A 19,097-nucleotide genomic window follows, 5' to 3' on the forward strand; every position below is an offset into this window, starting at 1 on the left:
GATGTCTTTCATATCTCAGGCCGCCTTGTTCTGTTTGGTTATGTCCCCGGTGCGGTAAAGCTGACCGAATTCGGTGTTTAAGAAGTCAGACAGGTTCACCCGCTCTTGCCGCACGAACCCTTTGCCGGGCAAAGCACCCGTTCGCATCAGATCAACCACACCCAGAACACCGGCAGCAGTGGTGACCTGAATGGCGCTCCAGACCTGACCATTGAGGGTACGGGCATAAGATTTGTTGATCAGGGATTTCTCGCGCAGAGCCCCATCGATCATGCCTTTTGCGGTGCAATAAACCAGAACCACATCCTGATCGGTCCGCGGCAGCGCGGTCTCGAAGATTTCCTTCATCAGGTCGCGACGACGTTCCAATCCAAGATCATTCAGCAGCAAACGCAGAATGTCACGGTGTCCCGGGTAGCGGATCGATCGGTACGACACGTCCCGCGCCTTTCCGTCCAGGGTTTCTGGCAACGTGCCCAACCCGCCCGAGGTATTGAAGCATTCATATTCCACCCCGTCATGACCCAAACGCTCGTAATCCTCGAGCGGAGCGGTCTTGACCCGTTCGCCATTCACGATGGCATCGCACGGGTTGCAATATTCATTGATCAGCCCATCGGTGGACCAGGTCAGATTGTATTTCAGCGCGTTGGTCGGATAGAGCGGCAGCGCCCCGACCCGCATATGCAGGCTGTCCAGCGTATCGAACTCGGCAGCCAAGGCCGCGCCGGCGATGCCGACAAAACCCGGTGCCAACCCGCATTGCGGCATAAACGCCGTCTCGCTGTCGGCGGCCAACTCGCGCACCGCGTTGGTGGCGGCAACATCTTCGGTCAGGTCAAAATAATGCGCGCCGGCCGATTTGGCGGCTTTGGCAATCCGTGGGGTCAGGAAAAACGGAGCCGCCGAGATAACCGCATCGAAACCGTTCAGATCCTCAGCCAGCTGCGTTTCATCGCTGACATCAATCTGGCGGGTCGAAACTCCCTGCCGATTCAGCACGGACAAAGCCGCCAGATCGCGGTCGGCAACCGTGACCGAATAGTTGGATGAAGATTGCAGCAAAGTCGCGATCATCTGACCGATCTTGCCTGCTCCGATGACACAGATATTCCAGCTCAAAACGCGCCTCCTCTTTCGTTTCAGAAAGTATGAAGGCACAGTTGTTCAATCTGCAGAGGCAATCTTGACGAAAACGTCAAAACTATCGCCATATTGACGGACCTTCCGTCATACCGCCAATACTGGAATCGTCACTGACTCAGGATTCGGCGTCCAACCCCTCGGTCGACAGGTCATCAAGCCTGGGCATCAGGCGCAACAATTCGCGGGCATAATCCGTCTGGGGGTTGGCGAACAAGTTATTGGTTTCCTGCAACTCGACAATTTGGCCCTGTTTCATCACTGCCACTCGGTCGCACATCTGACGTACCACCGGCAGGTCATGACTGATGAACAGCAGGGTCAGGCCCAGATGTTCCTGCAGGTCCTTCAAGATGTTCAGAATCTGCGCCTGAATGGACACGTCCAGCGCACTGGTTGGCTCGTCACAAATCAGGAATCGCGGTTGCGTGGCCAGCGCACGTGCAATCGAGATACGTTGCCGCTGTCCGCCCGAGAATTCATGCGGGTATTTCTGCCCGGCCTCATGGCCGAGTCCCACCTGATCCAACAACTCATCGACGCGGCGTTTGATATCTGCACCTTCCATCAACCTGTGATGGCGGATCGGCTCGGCCACGATCTCATCCACCCGCATACGGGGATTGAGCGAGGAATACGGGTCCTGAAAGATCATCTGGATTTTCTTGCGATAGGCATCCAGCGCGGTCCGATTGGTCAGATCGCTGACCACCTGCCCGTCGAATGTAATCGTGCCGCCATCCACAGGGTACAACCCTGCAATCATCCGTGCGACAGTCGACTTGCCCGAGCCGGATTCACCCACAACGCCAAACACCTCACCTGCGCGGATGTCGAAACTTACCTCGTCAACGGCGGTGAAATAGGTGCGGTCCCAGGGCAACAGGCCTTTGCGTTGCAGGAACTTCTTGGTCAGGTTCCGGATTTCGAACACCGGTTTGCTGGTGTCATTATCCACCTTGGGCCAGTGGCGGGCCATGTCTTCGATGGCAAAGCGTGTCTCGCGTCCACCATAGCTGATCTGGGGAAAGCGATGCAGTTTCAGGGTCGGGCGCGGCACGGCAGCGATCAGCGATTTGGTGTATTCATGGGTGGGCTGCCCCATCACCTGCGCGGTCGGGCCGGTTTCGACAACCTTGCCCGCATACATCACCGTCACCTTGTCCGTCGTGTCCGCGATCACACCCATGTCATGGGTGATCAGGATGACGCCCACTTGACGTTCCCGCGCCAGTTCTTTGATCAGGTCCAGAATCTGCGCCTGAACCGAGACGTCCAGCGCCGTGGTCGGCTCATCCGCGATGATCACATCCGGTTCGGTACACAAGGCAAGCGCGATGACCACACGCTGCCGCATCCCGCCCGAGAACTGGTGCGGATACTGGTCCAACCGCGTGTCCGGATCAGGAATGCCAACCCGGTCAATCAGATCGCGCGCGCGTTGGTTCGCCTCGGCATCCGTGCCGCCCAGATGGGCCTGAATGGTCTCGGTCAGTTGTTCGCGCACGGTGAATAACGGGTTGAGCGAGGTCAGCGGGTCCTGAAAGATCATCGAGATCTTTTTGCCGCGCAGCCCTCGCATCGCCTCGGCATCCAGACCACTGATCTGGTCACCGCTCAGCTGGATCGTGCCGCTGGCAATACGGCCGGGGCGATCCAACAATCCCATGATGGCCGCGCCAATGGTGGATTTACCGGCCCCGGATTCGCCAACCAAGCCGTGGATTTCTCCGGGTTCAACCGACAGGTCCACATGGTCCACGGCTGTGAACAATTTGCGGCGGGTGGGGAATTCGACCGTTAGGTCATTGATCGTCAGAAGGCTCATGAAATCACCGCAGCTTGGGGTTCAGCGCATCGCGCAGCCAGTCGCCCAGCAGGTTCACAGACAGGGCCAGCGCCAGCAGGGTGCAGGCCGGGAAGAACAAGATCCACCACTCACCCGAGAACAGGAAGCCCTGCCCGATGCGGATCAGCGTGCCCAATGACGGCTGGGTTGGTGGTGCCCCTACGCCGAGGAAGCTCAGCGTTGCTTCGGCAATGATCGCCAGCGCCAGTGAGATCGTGGCGATGACCAGAACCGGGCTGAGTACATTGGGCAGGATGTGACGGAACATAATCGGGAAAGAACCACGCCCGATCAGGCGGGCGGCCTGCACATATTCCTTGTTCTTTTCCACCAACGCAGCACCGCGGACGACCCGGGCAAACTGCACCCAGTCGGACAGGGCAATGGCGATGATCAGTACATAGATCGCCATCTCGTCACGATATTCGGGTGGGGTCACGCCTTTGGCGATGCCAAAGATCAGCATAGCGACCAGAATGGCTGGAAAGGTCAGCTGCACATCTGCGACCCGCATGATCAGCGTCTCGACCCAGCCGCCGAAATAGGCCGCGACCAGCCCCAGAACAACTCCGATGATCAGCGCCAGCAGCACCGCCGCAGCGCCGACAAACAGGGATATGCGCATCCCAAAGAGGATGGTCGAGAACACATCGCGCCCCTGATCGTCGGTGCCCAGCAGGAACGTGTCCTGCGTAAAGGCATTCGGCGTGCCCGGCGGTGTAAATCCGTTCATCAGGTTCAGCGTTGCCGGATCAAACGGGTTATGCGGCGCAATCAGCGGGGCCAATATTGCCGCCAGCACCAGCAAAACCACAACAAATGAGGCAACCATCGCCACGGGTGAATGACGGAAGGACCATGCGAAATCGCTGTCCCAGAACTGGGCCAGTCGTGATTTGGGCACTTGTCTCGAAGTTTCAGAAGTATCGGTCATGTGGCCCTCGCGTCGACACGCAGGCGCGGGTCAATGGCATAGTACAAAAGATCGACGATCAGATTGATCGACACGAACATGACCGAGATCAGCATCAGATAGGCGGCCATGACAGGGATATCGACAAACTGGATCGCATTTATGAACAGCAGGCCCACACCGGGCCACTGAAACACCGTCTCGGTGATGATGGCAAAGGCGATGATCGAGCCCAGCTGCAACCCGGTGATGGTGATCACCGGCACCAGCGTATTTTTCAGCGCGTGGCGAAAATTGATCACCCGGTCCGACAGCCCACGCGCACGTGCAAAACGGACATAGTCGGCACGCAGGACCTCAAGCATTTCCGACCGCACCAGCCGCATGATCAGCGTCATCTGATACAGGCCCAGCGTGATCGCCGGCAGGATCAGCGCCTTGAGCCCCGAGGTTGTCAGGAACCCCGTGGACCAGCCGCCAATCATAACGGTCTCGCCCCTCCCAAAGCTGGGTAAAAGATCCAATTCAACCGAGAAGATATAGATCAGCAATATCCCGATCAGGAAGGTTGGCAGGGAAACCCCGATCAGCGACACGGTCATGATGATATTCGCCGCCACCCCCTGTCGTCGGATCGCTGTGAAAACGCCCAGCGCGATGCCAAGGGTGATGGCCAGAAAGCCCGACACAAAGGCCAGCTCCAATGTCGCGGGGGCGCGTTCGGCTATGATGGTCGAAACCGGTCGGCCTTGCCGGTAGGACACGCCAAAATTGCCCTGCACCGCGCCTTGCAGGAACTTGAAATATTGCACCGGAAACGGCTGATCCAGACCAAGATCGGACCGCAGCCGGTCGATATCGGCCTGCGTACGTTCCTGCCCCAGCATGTTGTCGATCGGATCACCGACAAAGCGGAACATCGAAAAGGCAACCAGACCCACGATCAGCAGCACGATCACGGATTGGAACATCCTTTGGACAATATAAGCGAACATTCGTTTTCCTCGTTGATCGGACTGTCTATGCAGGCCCGGGCGGGGTGGTCAAGATACCGCTAACGCAAGCTAGCGTTTTCTGGCCCCGCCCCGGTTTCAGTTCACCGTTACCCAGCGCAGCAGAAAGAAGTTGTCCGGGCGCTGCGTCAGTTCGACATTGCTGCGTGTGCCCCAGACCAGAGGTTGCACATACATCGGCAAATAGACCTGTTCGTCCTGAATGATCTGCGTGACCTCATCCAGCATCGCCTGCCGTTTGCCCGCATCCAACTCGGACTGGATCATCGGCAGCAGCTCATCCACCCGCGCGTTCGAAAATCCGCCGAAATTCCAGCTGCCCAGCTTTTTCTCTTCGTTTGGGGTAGCCACAAGAAAGCGCACGGGGTGTTCGGCATCAAATGTACCGGGGCTCCAGCCCAGCAGGTACATATCGTATTTGCCTTCCCTGAGTTCCGGCCAGTAGTTACGGACCGGCATGGCATCCAGTTCCGCAGTGATCCCGATCTGGGCCAGCATGCTGACAACCGCCTGGCAAACGGCCTCATCATTCAGATAGCGGTCATTGGGGCATTTCAGCCCGAACGAAAACCCATCTGCATATCCGGCCTCGGTCAGCAGGGCCCTGGCGGCATCGACATCAAAGGCGGGACGGTCTGCATTCGCCTCGGAATAACCACTCATCGCCGGGCTGACCAATTGCGAGGCCGCTTCGGCATTCCCCCGCATGATAGTCGCAAGAATGGCATCCACATTGACCGCCTGTGCCACTGCCTTGCGGACGCGCGGGTCACGGAACGGGTTCGGTTTGCCCGCATCGTCGGTGTATTTAAGCACCTCGGCCTGATGATCGAACCCCAACATGATGACCCGTGCCTCGATCCCCTGAATGACGTCGACATCCCCGTTTTCCTTCAGGCGCGCCACGTCCTGAATCGGCACCGGGTTGATCATGTCCACATCGCCTGACAACAAGGCTGCAACCGCTGTCGCCGGGTTTTGGATCGGAGTGAACTCAGCACTTGTGATGTTGTGGTCGGCCTGATCCCACCAGCCGTCAAAGGGCTCAAGAACCGTGCGCAGGCCGGGCTCTCGTGCCGCAAGTTTGAAGGCGCCTGTGCCGTTGGCGTTCAGGGTGGCGTAATTCCCGACCTCTTTGTCGGGCACCGCTGCGTCATTGGCCTCGGCCCAGCCCTGATCCATGATCATCCAGTTGGCGATTGAGGATGGGAATAACGGGTTCGGCGCAGTCGTCATGAAATCGACCGTATAGTCGTCGACCACGATCACCTCGCTGATGGGCGCGAACCAGCTGCGGGTATCCGCCGCCTCGCCCGAGGCGCGCTGATAGCTGAACAGAACGTCCTGCGCATCAAAGCTGCTGCCGTCATGGAAGGTCACACCCTCACGCAGTTTAAAGCGCCAACCTTCGCCGTCGCCAATCGTCTCCCAGCTGACGGCCAGCGCGGGTTGAACGCTCATGTCCTTGTCGCGGCGCACAAGGCCTTCGTAGACATTGTTCAGAAACCCCAGAACCGGGGCCGAGTTGACCGCGTGCGGGTCCATCGTCTGCGGGTCCGTGGTCGAGGCCCATTTGAATTCGGCAGCCTGAACGCTGGTGGTGGCCAGCAAGGCCAAAGCAATGGCACTGTTCCTGAGGGTCATGGCGAAATCTCCCTTTTTTGCCCCGCGATGCGGTGTTGCGCTTAACAATAGCGCAAAAGGCAGGGCGCGAAACCGCGCCCTGCCAAATCACTGATCTGAATGGCTTAGTTCAGAGTGAAGTATTTGACCTTGGGCTGATCTTCGGCATCCACTTCGATGCCCACACCGTCGGCCATACCCCAGTTCAAAACCTGGTGATGAATGGGGATGTAAAGCGCTTCGTCCTGCACCACCCGCCAGATGTCGGCGATGTCGGCATTCCGAGCGTCAAGATCGGTATTCGAGGCAAGCGACTTGATCTTCCCGTCCAGCGCATCGTCCTGATAACCGGTGCCGTTCCACGTGCCGATGTCATCTTCGCGTCCATGAACAAGGAAGTTGAAGATGTATTCCGAGTCATATGTCGGCACACCCCAACCCAGCATGTAGAAATCTGTCTTGCCATCGGTGATCAGCGGGAAATGCTGCGCCTTGGGCTTGGCGTCCAGATTCACGGTCACGCCGATCTGGCCCAGCATCCCAACAGCCGCCTGACAGATAGCTTCATCGTTGATGTACCGATCATTCGGGCAGTCCAGCCGAAGCGAGAAGCCATCACCATAACCTGCCTCTGCCATCAGTTCCTTGGCCTTGGCCAGATCGGTGGAGGATTCGCCGTCCATGTCAGAGGTCCAGCCATTCACGAAGGGCGGTGCGATCATGCCTGCAGGCTGCGACTGGCCGCGCATCACGACCTGCTTGATCGCATCACGGTTAATCGCCATCGACATCGCTTGACGCACCCGCACATCGGCCAGAGGGTTCTTGCCGTCCACATTATCCGCCTCGATGTCGTCGGCACCCTGGTTCATACCAAAGAAGATCACCCGGTTCTGCGGGGCTTGCTTGACCATCAGACCGTCGACACCATTGACGCGTTCAATGTCCTGCACCGGCATATCCTGGAGGAAGTTCACCTCACCCGACAGCATCGCCGCAACGCGGGTCGCAGCGTTCTGGATCGGGGTATAGATGATCTCGGTCACTTCCATCGGGAACTGGTCGATGCCCCAATAGTTGTCGTTGCGCACCATTACCGTCTTGATGTCAGGTTCGCGACTTTGAAGAACGTAGGGGCCCGTACCGTTGGCATTGGTGGTGGCATAAGTGATTTCGCCGCCTTCGAAATCCTGAACATTAACGGTGTCATTCGACTCGGCCCAGCCCTTGTCCAGAATGAACAGGTTTGTCAGGTTCGACGGCAGGATCGGGTTCGGACCATCTGTGACAATCTCGACGGTGAAATCGTCAACTGCACGCACTTCGACGATCGAACCGATCAGCTCTTTCATGTCGGAATTAGGTTGCTTGGCACGGGTAAAGCTGAACACCACATCTTCGGCGTTGAAGTCCGCACCGTCATGGAATTTCACGCCTTCGCGCAGCTTGAAGACCCAAACATTCGGGTCATCGGCCTTGGGGCCCCACTCGGTCGCCAGCGCGGGCTCGAATGCACCGGTCACGTCGCGGATGATCAGAGGCTCGTAAATCTGGTGTCGCACGGTGTGCGTCGGACCTTCATTCTGCGAATGCGGATCCAGCGTCAGCGCATCACCGGCCCGCGCCCAGCGCAGCGTTTCCGCCGAAGCGCCCGCTGCCATCAGCGCCGTCGCACTTGCAGCGATCATCAGGTTTCTTAGAATCATTTGTAACTCCCCTTTTTGTTAAAATCGCCCTTTGGACGACAGACCATTTTTACGGCCTTGGTGGTCCTGATCATCCAGATCATCGTTACAGTTGCAACACCTGATTGAGCATAAAAACGGCAGTTTGGCGGATGCCCCGACGCAAATCTGCCGTGCGCGCATGAACTTACGTAGCGGAAAGCTTACGCCAAGCTGTGACCGCTGACCGTCTTACAAGTACGGATTTCCGCAGTTTGCAAAACATGCCTTCCGGTTGAACATTCCGGGAATGAAGCCAAGTTTCGAGCCACTTGCGGTCAAAAAACTGGTCCTTGGACCTTGCCCGAATCTGCTGACCACGGCGGATCGCCATGCTGCAGGTACCCGTCGGCCTGATCTGGGGCAACTAGGACACCTTTGCGCCGGTACAGCAGGCCATGGACTTGCACATTCTTTGACCCGATGCCCAAATGGACACCTTGGCAGGGGTCAGGCACATACCCCGGATTGAGGCCCGCAGAAATTCCAAACTGCGCTTAAAATCATTCTTGATCAGATGTCCCAGCTAACTTCGGGAGAAATCGAAAGATGAAAACATTTACCAGAAGGGCGGCCTTGTTTGCCGGCGGAGGGTTGGCAGGATGGGTTGCGTCACGGTGGCTGGGACCGGACCTACCTGTCTATGAAGGCACAAGAAGGACATTTGCGGAAACCGGCGACAAAGTGATGAATGACGCCAGCGGACTGTCACCGACACCGATCCACAAACATCTGGTGCTCAGCGATGACCCCGGAGACACGCTGATCGCCGCCATCCGGCAAGAGCTTTCGGAGGCCAGATCAGAAGGACGCCCTGTCAACATTGGGGCCGCGCGGCATTCCATGGGTGGGCAAGCCATTCCCCGCAACGGCACAGCGATTACCTTTGACAATGGATCGGTTCAGATCGACGGTTCAGCCGGGACCTATCTGACCCATGCCGGAGCCCGCTGGTCGCAGGTCATCGCAGCGCTTGATCCCGCAGGCTGGTCCCCCAAAGTCATGCAGTCAAATAATGATTTCGGTGTCGCCGCCACTTATTCGGTCAATGCACATGGCTGGCCGGTTCCCTTTGGCCCGATGGGGGCGACGGTCCGATCGTTGCGCATGATCCTGCCCTCGGGTGAGTTGGTGACCTGTTCGCCCACCGAGAACACCGAGCTGTTCAATCTGGCGATGGGCGGGTACGGGTTGATCGGCGTGATCGTGGACCTTGAGGTCGAGATGGTTCCAAATTCACGCCTGACGCCGGGATTCGACATTCTGGAAGCAGGAGCGTTTGCCTCGGCCTTTCGTGCGGCGATTGACGACCCGGCGGTCACAATGGCCTATGGCCGCCTGAATGTTGAACGCGATGCTTTTTTCGAGAAATCGCTATTGGTGACATATCGCGAAGGCTCGGACCAGTCGGACCTGCCACCAGCGTCCGGGTCGGGGTGGATGTCGCATGCGGCCAGCCGTCTGTACCGGGCTCAACTGGGCAGCGAGCCCTTCAAATCCTTCCGTTGGTGGAATGAAACACGGCTGGGCCCAGCGCTGGGTTCGGGTGAGGCGACGCGGAACACTTTGATCAACGAACCGGTTGTGACTCTGGACGACCGCAACCCGGACCGGACCGACATCCTGCACGAGTATTTCGTGGGGTTCGATGCGTTCGACGATTTCTTATCAGTGTGCCGCGCGGTAATTCCGGCCTCGTATCAAGAGTTTCTGAACGTAACGCTGCGCTATGTCGCACAGGACGATCAGGCCGTTCTATCCTATGCAAGCGAACCGCGGATCGCCGCTGTCATGTCGTTCAGCCAGGAACTGACCGAACGCGGCGAAGCCGACATGGCGCGGATGACCCGGGCGCTGATCGACGGGATCGTGGCGATTGGCGGAACCTATTACCTGCCGTACAGGCCACATGCGACACTGGATCAACTGACTGCAGCCTACCCCAATGCGGAAGGGTTTGCGCAGGCAAAACGAGAGCTTGATCCGCAACTGGTTCTGCGGAACAACCTTTGGGACAGCTATCTGGGGCGTCTATGAGCAACCTTCAAAAACTCTGTCTGGTTTACTTTGTCGCGCTGATGATTGCGGCATCGCTGAACTATATTCCCGGCCTGACGGATCAGGATGGTCTGGCCTTTGGCATTTTCGCACTGGATATCTATGACGATGCGCTGCACGTGGCCTCGGCCCTTTGGGCGCTGATCGCCGGGCTGTTGTCACACCGCGCGGCTCGTAGCTTTCTGATCCTGTTCGGGCTGGCTTATCTGGGGGACGGCGTGTTCGGGTTTTTCACCGGTTATGGCTATCTTGATCTGGGTATCTTTACAAACCCATCGGCCGGGCCGGAATTGTCCCTGCCCCGCCTGTTTGCCAACCTGCCGCATCTGGCGCTTGGCGGCGTTGCCGCCTGGGCCGGGCTGCGGGACCGGAGACACACTGCATGAGGTTCCTGCTGCGGTGGACCAAACGGCTGATTCTGGTGTTGATCCTTGCCGGGATCGCGCTGGCTGCTCCGATCCTCTATGTGGAAACAAGCTGCCGTGGTACGGGTCAGCCCCCGGCTTATACCGCCCTGATCGACCCGGCACATCACCGGGCCGAAACCCGCACGCTGATGACTTATCCCGAGTGGCACATTGTCCACGCCTATGAGGATTACGCCGAGGTTCTGCGCACCGGCGATCCCCATGATTACGGGTTCTGGAGCAGTATCACCGGGTTTTGGGGGTCGCTCTGCGATCTGAATCGGACCGCCTCCGCTCTCGGTCAGGTTGATGGGGCCACCAAACAGATGGTCTATGTGATCGGTGCCAGCTTTTCCGCTGAACTGGCGCTGAAGGCCGCCTATGAAGAAACCCTCGGTCGGCTGGCCACTGTCTTGCGGGGCTCGCAACGGGCGCCGCTGGATGATGTGTCGGCACAGCAGGCCGCCGCCTATGCCGCGTTTCTGCAACAGGTTCCCTGGTATAAATGGCCCTTCGCCGACGACGCTCAGAGCCTGGACGAACAAAACAGCGGCACCCTGCGCGACAATGAAAGAGCGATTGCGCTGGGTCTGGAATACGGTGCCAAACAGGCCTATGCGGGCGTGATCGAACAGGCGGTTGCGCAGGTCGGCGCGGATGAGCTGACATTGAGGATGATCGTCACCGGAGCCAGTGCAGACAGCCTGTCTGCCTATCCCGGCGTGAAGGTTATCTCTGAAGGCCCAAACGGAGTTGAGATCGAAACGCCGCGCTACCGCACCCTGACCAACCTACTGGCGGAAATGGCCAGCGCGGGGGTCGAGATTATCGAGATCGCTGGCAATGACGACATTCTGTTCACCGCCCTGTCGGATCAACCAACTGCGCCGGATGCAATCTTCAGCGCCCAACGACAAGGGTTCGGGGACTATCGTCATCTGATACTGGTCAAGGTTCCGGACCTCTCTCAGCGTCTGCGCCAGATCCAGGGGGACGGCCTGACGCTTGAGCATATCCATGACTATTAGATCACTCCTGACAGCCATCCCCCTTATGGTGCTTGGATGGCTGTCGGTTCTGGCGGTCGTCGCGTTGATAACGGACGAGGCCCCTGCCTATGTCGTGGTCTTTCCCTCAGAGGGGCTGATGCGAAATCTACCGGATGACATAGCGGTCATCGGCTCTTCGCAAGTCAGTGTCACGGTCACATCGGATAGCAGTGGGTTCGCCCAATCGCTTTACCGGCACGGGGCACGGCTGGTCCTGCCTGCGGGCCTGCCCGGTTGCCTTCCACTGCCTGCCCGACAGTGATCAATTCTGTCAAACATTCGGGGCCAATACACGAACGGCCTATGGCCCCGATTAGAACCTGAAAAACCGCAATTCAAAGCACGCGCCACATGGGGCGGGCAGGTTTTCGATTTCACCGCGATGCGCAGACAGGATGTTACGGACAATAGCCAGACCCATACCGGTCCCGCCGCTTTCCCGGCGGGTGGTAAAGAATGGATCGAACACGCGGTCGACGTTACCAGGCGAAATCCCCGCCCCATTGTCGGACACGGTCAGAATAACCGCATTTCCAGCTTCTTCGGAGCGCAGATCCACCGCGCTGGCCCCATGATCTTTGGCGTTTTGCAGAATATGGCCCAGAACGATCCGCAACCCCTCGGCCGAGATCGGGAATGCGATATCATCCGCCCCGGACAGGTTTAGCTCAAGCGGAGGCGCCCCAGGCAACGCATCGCGCAGGGTGCTTGCCCCGACATATCGGGCCTCGCGCGCGCGGGCGGCATCCCGAAGTGCTGCAAGCTGGGTTTCGATCTGCTGACGCGCGCCGTCGATCTGCGCGATTAGGGCTTTGGAGTCATCGCTGCCATCTGGGGTGTCCTGTAGCATCTCAACCGCCGCGCGGATTGCGGTTACCGGCGATTTTAACTCATGCGTGACGTGATCGGTATAAGACCGGATGGTCGCCTCACGGTCACGCAGCGCCTCGGCCATGGTGACGACCTGAGTTGCGGTCTGGTGAAGCTCTTTGGTGCCGAAATGCTGGATTGAGGCCGCCTGGGTACCCGCCTCTTGCGCCCCGGCATAGGCCTGCAGGGCTTTGATCGGGCGAAGCAGTAGGCGCACCAGCAACCAACCCAGCCCCGACGTAGCCAGAAAGATCACCCCGCCCAGAACCAAAGCAGAGTTCCGAAATCCGAGTTCTGGCCCCAGATAACGCAGAGCCACCAGACCCGCGAATGACAGACCCAATGTCCCGACCAGCGCACCGCCCAGCACAAATGCCAATGAAGGCCGCCAGCGCCGGGTCACCCCAGCCTCCGCATCCGGATGCCCTGTCCATGCACGGTTTCCACCGCGTCGGGCAAACCAACCTCTGCCAGTTTGTTCCGCAGGTTCCGCAGGTGGCTGTCCAAGGTCCTGTCCGAGACCTGGCTGCGCGCGCCCCAAATCTCGGCAATCAGGGCCGTGCGGGGAACAAGACGGCCCGGTGTTTCCATCAACATCACCATGATCTGAAACTCAGTCCCGGTCAGGGCAATTTCCGTGTCGTGGCAAGCACAGAGTCTTGCGGTCCGGTCCAAGGTCAAGGGGCCGTGCCGCAGATTTCCCGGCGCCGCCACAATGCGATTGGTGCGCCTTAGGATCACCTTGACCCGCGTCACCAGTTCGCGCGGGCTAAAAGGCTTGGTCACGTAGTCATCGGCCCCAAGTTCCAGCCCCAGAATTCGGTCGACCTCATCATCGCGGGCGGTCAGGAACAGGATCGGGACGTCCGAACGGGTTCGAATTTTCTGACATACGGCAAAGCCATCCAGTTCGGGCAGGCCAACATCCAGAACGATCAGGTCCGGTTCGTCGCGAAACGTGCTGATTACGGCTTCCTGACCGTTGGCGGCGGTCGAAACGCTGTAGCCAGCGCGTTCCAGCCCCAGACGCACAACTTCACGCAACCGCGGATCATCATCGACAACTAAGATATTCATATACCCGGACCGATACTGCTCAGATCGGCACCATAGCGGGACAGGCGCCACTTTCGAAAGCCCCATTCCTGCCAGCTGTTGATCGGGTCGGCTTCAAAATAGCACAACGAATTCGGATACCCGTAGCTGATATGCATCCCGGTCATGGGCCCCAACGAACACAGATAGGCATAGTCCGGTTCGGACAGTTTCAGGTTTCGGGTCGCGATCACATGGGCAAAATTCACAAAACTGGCGCAATAGAGGACCAGAACGCTCAGAATGCCGGTTCGCGCGATCAACCAACTATTGGATTTCCTGAACGCTACTTGCCACCCAACCAGCGCCAGACCTGCCGCAACAAGACCCATCCAGATCTGCGCATAGATACGCAGGTAGGTCAGGCCATAGGTGCCGACATATAAATCCAGGCGCATCAATGCCGCACCGCACAGAGCCACATTTTGTGCCAGCCACAACACCATCAGCGGTTTCAGCACCCGATTTTCATCCAGAAACGGCCGCGCTGCCAGGGCGAATGCACCGGCCAGCAGCGCCGTTACCAGCAACGGATATGCGCCGCGATGGGCATAGGATGCATAGCTCATCCCCTCGGGCAATGAGGCCCCGCCCAGCAGAATCGAAAGGTCCAGCACAGTCTGAACACCAATCAGTGCATTGAACACCCAGAGCGCCCGCAGGACCGAACCACCGTTGAGGCCGGGGATTGTCTGAGGGCCTACGAATGGTCGCGGGTTCAGTCCGCGAAGCGGGTGGTTATCGACAAAAGGCCAGATGATCAGCGCAATCCCTCCCCAGAACAGGGCGCGCTGCAGCAGGTGGCCAAAGGCGATATCCGGGGTGACAAGGGATTGGAATACCGGGTTCGCCTCGGCCAGCAAGGTAACAAAAACCATCGTCCCGCCAATCGGCAGACCCCAGTTGCGCAGGAACTGCCGAACCCGCGTCCAGCCGCCTCCGGCATCGCTGACAATCGTGGTTTTCAGGCCGGGTATCGCGCGGACCGGGCCAAGCCAGTTCTTTGGAAGATCAGTCAGAAACCCCAGCGCCAGCAAAAGCAGTTCCAGAACCTGGCCTTTCGGGTGCCTGACCCAGACAATCGCAACGACGAGCCCGGACAAAAGAAACGCGACCGATAATGGTTGAACGAAATCCACGACCGGCAAAACACTCAGCACCAAAACCGTTGCGGGCATAAGCACCCCTTTGCCAGACCGATCCGCGGGCAGGCCGCACAAAAAGACCGCCACAGCAAAGACCGCTAGAGACACACCCGCCTGATGTCCCCAGAACAGGTAATCCGCCAGCGCGACCAGCAAGATAGACCCGATCAAGCGCCACGCGCGACCATCGGTGGCAAACGCCGGGGTTGAACCCGGCGGGCCCTTGGTACCTGAAATCACTGTCTCTTCCGACAGCCACCAAGCGTCCAGCGCCACAGAATTCGGAACTCCAGAAATTATAAGTTGCTGCGCCATTTCTTCCCTCTTGTGTTTTAAGGGACTGGTTTGACCCAAAGGTCGGGAAGCTCGGGTGCAGAAGATCTGCAGAAACTGTGCAGATCGGTGAAATGAGTGTCGGATTTGCAAAGCCTCGCGCGTCCTAGCAGGATGAAACCAACATCGCGGAGGTAAAAATGATCTATGCAATCTCGATCTATGGTCAGGCGGGTGTGTTCGAAGCGTTGCCACAGGACCGTCAGGACGATGTCATGGCAGGACATACGGTGCTACAGAATGCCCTCAGGCAGCGCGGGGATTTCCTGTCTGTCAAACTGATGCCCCCGACTACGGCTGTCACAGTCGAACCCGCGGCTGCCGAAACTCTGCAACCTATGATCGTCGACGGCCCGTTCGCTGAGACGAAAGAAAGTTTTCTGGGCTTGTATCTGGCCGAGTTCAACGATCTGGATGAGGCGCTTGAACATGCGCGAATGATCTCGTCACCTGTCGCCCGGCTTGAGGTCCGCCCCGCCGCCTGGGCAGGCGGGTCGATGACCTTGGATTGACCGCGTGTCGGATTGGCTAGAGGCCACGTTCTTGCAGCAACGCCCGCAGGCCATCGCGGCCCTGACGCGATATTTCCGGGACATCGACCTTGCCGAAGATGCATTTGCCGAAGCCTGTCTAAAGGCCTTGACCGTATGGCGCAAACAAGGCGCGCCGCGCGATCCGCTAGCTTGGCTTTTGACCACCGCCCGTAATGCCGGGCTGGATGGTTTGCGCAAATCCCAGCGCCGCAGCGCAATCCTGACCCGCCACAGGGAAGAATTTCATTCCATGGCTGATGACCCACCAGATCCGGACGAGCTGCGCGACGATGTTCTGCGCCTGCTGTTCATCTGTTGTCACCCGGACCTAAGCCGGCAAGACCAGATTGCGCTGGCCCTAAAAATTGTTGCCGGGTTGCGTGTGGAAGAAATCGCCCGTGGTTTCCTTGTCAGTACAAAGGCAATGGAACAGCGAATTACCCGCGCCAAGAAAAGGATCGCAGGAAGTTCTGTCGCTTTTGAAACACCCACGCCACAGGAGCGGGCTGCGCGTTTGGGCGAAGTGTCTTTGATGATCTACCTGATGTTCAACGAAGGCTGGTCAACCTCGGGTGGCCCGGTGCAAATCCGGCTCAAACTATGCGAGGAGGCGATACGTCTGGCCCGGCTGCTGGTTGCCTTGTTCCCGACGATGGCCGAGCAGATTTCACTGCTGGCCCTGTTGCTTCTGCAACATGCCCGTCGTGAAGCACGGCTAGACGATCAAGGTGAGCTTGTAGCCCTGGAAGATCAGGACAGGGCCCTTTGGGACAAGGCCAACATCGCCGAAGCGACAGCCCTGATGCAAAAGGCCGAACGGCTGAACCAAGTTGGTGTTTACGGTATTCAGGCCGCAATCGCCGCCGTTCATGCGCATGCCCAATCGACAAAAGATACCGACTGGTCTCTGATCGAGGCGCATTATGCCGCGCTCTATCGCCTCCAGCCCTCACCTGTCATCCGCCTGAACCAGATCGCCGCCGGGTCCAGGGTTCATGGCCCACGCCGCACGCTTGTTGCGTTAGATACCTTGGCGAATGATCTGGCGTCTTATCGCTGGTTCCATGCCTTGCGCGCGGCAATGTTGCGAGAGATCGGCGATCTTCCCGCCGCGATCCAGTCCCTTAACCGCGTATTGAACCTTGGCCCGACGGGACCGGAACGTGTGGCGGTCCTGAAAGAAATCGCCGCCTGTGAAAAAGATTTGAACCAGTTGTAGGAAAGGCCGATCCTCACGCGTCCTTTGTTCAGTCCCGCATGCAGCGGGCAATCAAAGGGAGATAAAGATGAGCATTCTGGACATGACCACCGTTGGAAACTCGGGCTGGATCGGGCATTCCGGGCCAGACCAGACCAAGGCCAAGCAATTCTACAAAAATGTGCTGGGCTGGAACATTAACGAGATGCCGATGCAGGACGGGTCAAGCTATGCCGCCGCGGTGGTTGGTGAAACGCCAATCGGAGGGTTCTCGCCCATGCCCGAGACGGATGGAAACTGGACGATCTATTTTACGGTTGCTGATGTCGATAACAGCCTAGCAGCCGCAGTTGCACAGGGAGCCTCAGTCTTGCAACCCGCCATAGATATGCCCGGGGTCGGCCGGATGGCCACTCTGAACGACCCACAAGGCGCTCGGTTTGCGTTGATTACTTATGAAAGCATGGCGTCTTAATCTTGGGCAGACAGGAGAATTCCCATGGAACACACACCGCAAATCGCTCTGCTTGTGACAGCAATCTTTGTGCTTATGAGTATTCCGATGGGAATTCTTGTAGGCATCAGACGATCCCAGACCGGAGTTTTACTGCTGCACGGGGATGACGACGAACTGCTGCGGCGGATTCGGGCACATGGGAACTTTACTGAATATGTTCCTCTGGCGCTGCTGGCTTTGGCGGGGGCGGAAATTGCCGGTGCCTCAGACTGGCTGGTCGGCGGATGCGGTCTTGTGCTGTTGGTGGCCCGCGCCGTACACTATGTCAGCCTGCGTTCCACCCCCGACGGCAAAGGTCGGGTGATCGGTGCCGCACTGACAACATTGGTGATGCTCGTCTTGTCCCTGTCAATTCTTTGGCAGTTGGCGGGATCAGTCTGATGCCAAATGATGAACACCTGAATCAACGTATGCGCCTCGCCCTCGAGGCGCATATTGGAATTTCCGAAATGCGGATGATGGGTGGCACCTGCTTTTTTCTGAACGGCAATATGTTGTGCGGCGCGCGCCGCGACAAAGACGGGTTTGGACGGTTCATGTTCCGTGTCGGCAAGGCCAAAGAGACCGAGGCGCTTTCTAATCCGTTTGCAAACCCGATTGTCCACGGAAAGCGAAAACTCAGTGGGTTTGTCGTTGTAGACGAGGCCGACTGCGATCCGGCTGCGCTGGGTGACTGGCTGAGCCTGTGCCTGGCGCACGCCGCCAGCCTGCCGCCGAAAAGTTGAATATCAGGAGAAGATGATGGATCAGTTCCGCTGCTTTTCGCCCGAGGCCCTTCAGTTTCTTTCTGAACTGCGAGCCAATAACCGACGCGAGTGGTTTCACGCCAACAAACAGATCTATGAGGCCGCGATCAAACAGCCCGCAGAACAATTTGCGGCCCAGATGTCACAGGCGCTGGCCGAGATGACGCACATGCCCCATTCGGTCAAGATCTATCGTATTCATCGAGACGTGCGGTTCTCAAACGACAAGACACCCTATAATCCTCATCTGCGCATGTCTTTCATACCCGGCGATTGCGGAGATCAGCCCCCGCTTTGGCATTTCGGGCTGTCCCCGGATTGCCTGTCCCTTGGGTGCGGCGTCTTCCAATATGAAAAAGCAGCCCTAGAGAAGTACCGGACCGGCGTAGCAGGACCAGCGGGCGATGACCTCATGGCAATCATCAATGATCTTACGGCCAGGAATGTCAGGATCAGCGAGCCCGAGTTGAAGCGTGGACCGTCAGGCTATTCGAGTGACCACCCTCATCTGGACCTTCTGCGCCGCAAGGGGCTTACCGTTTGGACAGATCTTACCGCCCAACCCACCGTAACCCAGGCAGGTCTTAGGGAAGAATGTCTAAATCAATTTCAGCTCTTCCACCCGGTGTTTCAGACCTTGCAATCCCTTGGCACCTAGCAGACCTAACACAGGATCATGTTATCCCTTGCCTTTTTCAACACCAGGGGCCTCACGAAGTGAGATCGTGCAGCAAAGAGTCCGGTGGGCTGTTTGTAGGTCTGACGGGCGGTTTAGCAAATATCGCTGGTTGCGGGAGTAGGGTTTGAACCTTTGGCCTTCAGGTTATGAGCCTGACGAGGTGAAGACGTTAAGCAATTGATCCAGTGGATCAATTTTAGTC

At 58.1% G+C, this 19,097-nt stretch carries 19 protein-coding genes; 10 read left to right on the plus strand and 9 right to left on the minus strand.

Annotation, left to right across the window (positions count from 1 at the left end; translation table 11 throughout):
* Positions 1–15: 15 nt before the first annotated feature.
* The 6 genes from FN806_RS14595 to FN806_RS14620 form a co-directional block, all read right to left on the minus strand.
* On the minus strand, positions 16–1,122 hold the full coding sequence (locus FN806_RS14595; protein ID WP_142638418.1) for a saccharopine dehydrogenase family protein: 1,107 nt from the start codon (positions 1,120–1,122) through the stop codon (positions 16–18).
* Positions 1,123–1,261: 139 nt separating this feature from the next.
* Entirely contained in the window at positions 1,262–2,971 is a 1,710-nt protein-coding gene (locus FN806_RS14600; RefSeq protein WP_142638420.1) for an ABC transporter ATP-binding protein, read from the minus strand.
* 4 nt (positions 2,972–2,975) lie between these two features.
* Positions 2,976–3,926: an ABC transporter permease gene (locus FN806_RS14605; protein WP_142638422.1), complete on the minus strand. Its 951-nt coding sequence runs from the start codon at positions 3,924–3,926 to the stop codon at positions 2,976–2,978.
* On the minus strand, positions 3,923–4,900 hold the full coding sequence (locus tag FN806_RS14610) for an ABC transporter permease (RefSeq protein ID WP_142638424.1): 978 nt from the start codon (positions 4,898–4,900) through the stop codon (positions 3,923–3,925). Before FN806_RS14610 ends, FN806_RS14605 begins: the two co-directional genes overlap by 4 nt.
* 96 nt (positions 4,901–4,996) lie before the next feature.
* A complete protein-coding gene (locus tag FN806_RS14615; RefSeq protein WP_142638426.1) occupies positions 4,997–6,562 on the minus strand; it encodes an ABC transporter substrate-binding protein in 1,566 nt (521 codons plus the stop codon).
* 104 nt (positions 6,563–6,666) lie between these two features.
* Entirely contained in the window at positions 6,667–8,247 is a 1,581-nt protein-coding gene (locus tag FN806_RS14620) for an ABC transporter substrate-binding protein (protein WP_185956712.1), read from the minus strand.
* A gap of 567 nt (positions 8,248–8,814) precedes the next feature.
* Between FN806_RS14620 and FN806_RS14625 the strand changes: the two genes are divergently transcribed.
* Genes FN806_RS14625 through FN806_RS14640 form a run of 4 tightly spaced genes read left to right on the plus strand, consistent with a single transcriptional unit; the run spans position 8,815 to position 12,041 of the window.
* Positions 8,815–10,302 (plus strand): FAD-binding oxidoreductase, encoded by a 1,488-nt coding sequence (locus FN806_RS14625; RefSeq protein WP_142638428.1) that lies wholly within the window; start codon positions 8,815–8,817, stop codon positions 10,300–10,302.
* Positions 10,299–10,709, plus strand: a complete 411-nt coding sequence (locus FN806_RS14630) for a hypothetical protein (protein WP_142638430.1) — start codon at positions 10,299–10,301, stop codon at positions 10,707–10,709. The genes FN806_RS14625 and FN806_RS14630 overlap by 4 nt, the downstream gene beginning before the upstream one ends.
* Positions 10,706–11,758 carry a hypothetical protein gene (locus tag FN806_RS14635; RefSeq protein WP_142638432.1) on the plus strand — a complete coding sequence of 351 codons (1,053 nt, stop codon included), beginning with the start codon at positions 10,706–10,708 and terminating at the stop codon, positions 11,756–11,758. Before FN806_RS14630 ends, FN806_RS14635 begins: the two co-directional genes overlap by 4 nt.
* Complete coding sequence (locus FN806_RS14640; protein ID WP_142638434.1) at positions 11,748–12,041, plus strand: hypothetical protein; 294 nt, start codon at positions 11,748–11,750, stop codon at positions 12,039–12,041. The genes FN806_RS14635 and FN806_RS14640 overlap by 11 nt, the downstream gene beginning before the upstream one ends.
* A gap of 51 nt (positions 12,042–12,092) precedes the next feature.
* On the opposite strand, the gene FN806_RS14645 is transcribed toward FN806_RS14640, so the two are convergent.
* Genes FN806_RS14645 through FN806_RS14655 form a run of 3 tightly spaced genes read right to left on the minus strand, consistent with a single transcriptional unit; the run spans position 12,093 to position 15,204 of the window.
* Positions 12,093–13,052, minus strand: a complete 960-nt coding sequence (locus FN806_RS14645; RefSeq protein ID WP_142638436.1) for a sensor histidine kinase — start codon at positions 13,050–13,052, stop codon at positions 12,093–12,095.
* Positions 13,049–13,726, minus strand: a complete 678-nt coding sequence (locus tag FN806_RS14650) for a response regulator transcription factor (protein WP_142638437.1) — start codon at positions 13,724–13,726, stop codon at positions 13,049–13,051. The genes FN806_RS14645 and FN806_RS14650 overlap by 4 nt, the downstream gene beginning before the upstream one ends.
* Positions 13,723–15,204, minus strand: coding sequence for a DUF4153 domain-containing protein (locus FN806_RS14655; protein WP_142638439.1), 1,482 nt, complete (start codon positions 15,202–15,204; stop codon positions 13,723–13,725). The genes FN806_RS14650 and FN806_RS14655 overlap by 4 nt, the downstream gene beginning before the upstream one ends.
* A gap of 158 nt (positions 15,205–15,362) precedes the next feature.
* Here FN806_RS14655 and FN806_RS14660 point away from each other — a divergent pair, with 158 nt between their 5' ends.
* From FN806_RS14660 to FN806_RS14685, 6 genes are all read left to right on the plus strand, one after another.
* Complete coding sequence (locus tag FN806_RS14660; protein WP_142638441.1) at positions 15,363–15,734, plus strand: YciI family protein; 372 nt, start codon at positions 15,363–15,365, stop codon at positions 15,732–15,734.
* Positions 15,735–15,738: 4 nt separating this feature from the next.
* The gene (locus FN806_RS14665) at positions 15,739–16,974 is read left to right on the plus strand and encodes an RNA polymerase sigma factor (RefSeq protein WP_185956713.1); all 1,236 of its coding nucleotides are present in this window, start codon (positions 15,739–15,741) and stop codon (positions 16,972–16,974) included.
* 67 nt (positions 16,975–17,041) lie between these two features.
* The gene (locus FN806_RS14670; protein WP_142638446.1) at positions 17,042–17,428 is read left to right on the plus strand and encodes a VOC family protein; all 387 of its coding nucleotides are present in this window, start codon (positions 17,042–17,044) and stop codon (positions 17,426–17,428) included.
* A 24-nt stretch (positions 17,429–17,452) separates the two neighbouring features.
* Entirely contained in the window at positions 17,453–17,851 is a 399-nt protein-coding gene (locus FN806_RS14675; protein ID WP_142638448.1) for an MAPEG family protein, read from the plus strand.
* Entirely contained in the window at positions 17,851–18,195 is a 345-nt protein-coding gene (locus FN806_RS14680; RefSeq protein WP_142638450.1) for a TfoX/Sxy family protein, read from the plus strand. The genes FN806_RS14675 and FN806_RS14680 overlap by 1 nt, the downstream gene beginning before the upstream one ends.
* 16 nt (positions 18,196–18,211) lie before the next feature.
* Entirely contained in the window at positions 18,212–18,874 is a 663-nt protein-coding gene (locus FN806_RS14685; RefSeq protein ID WP_185956714.1) for a DUF2461 domain-containing protein, read from the plus strand.
* The last annotated feature ends 223 nt before the right edge of the window (positions 18,875–19,097 follow it).

Origin of the sequence: Ruegeria faecimaris (assembly GCF_900182615.1) — a bacterium.
Lineage (GTDB): Bacteria > Pseudomonadota > Alphaproteobacteria > Rhodobacterales > Rhodobacteraceae > Ruegeria > Ruegeria faecimaris.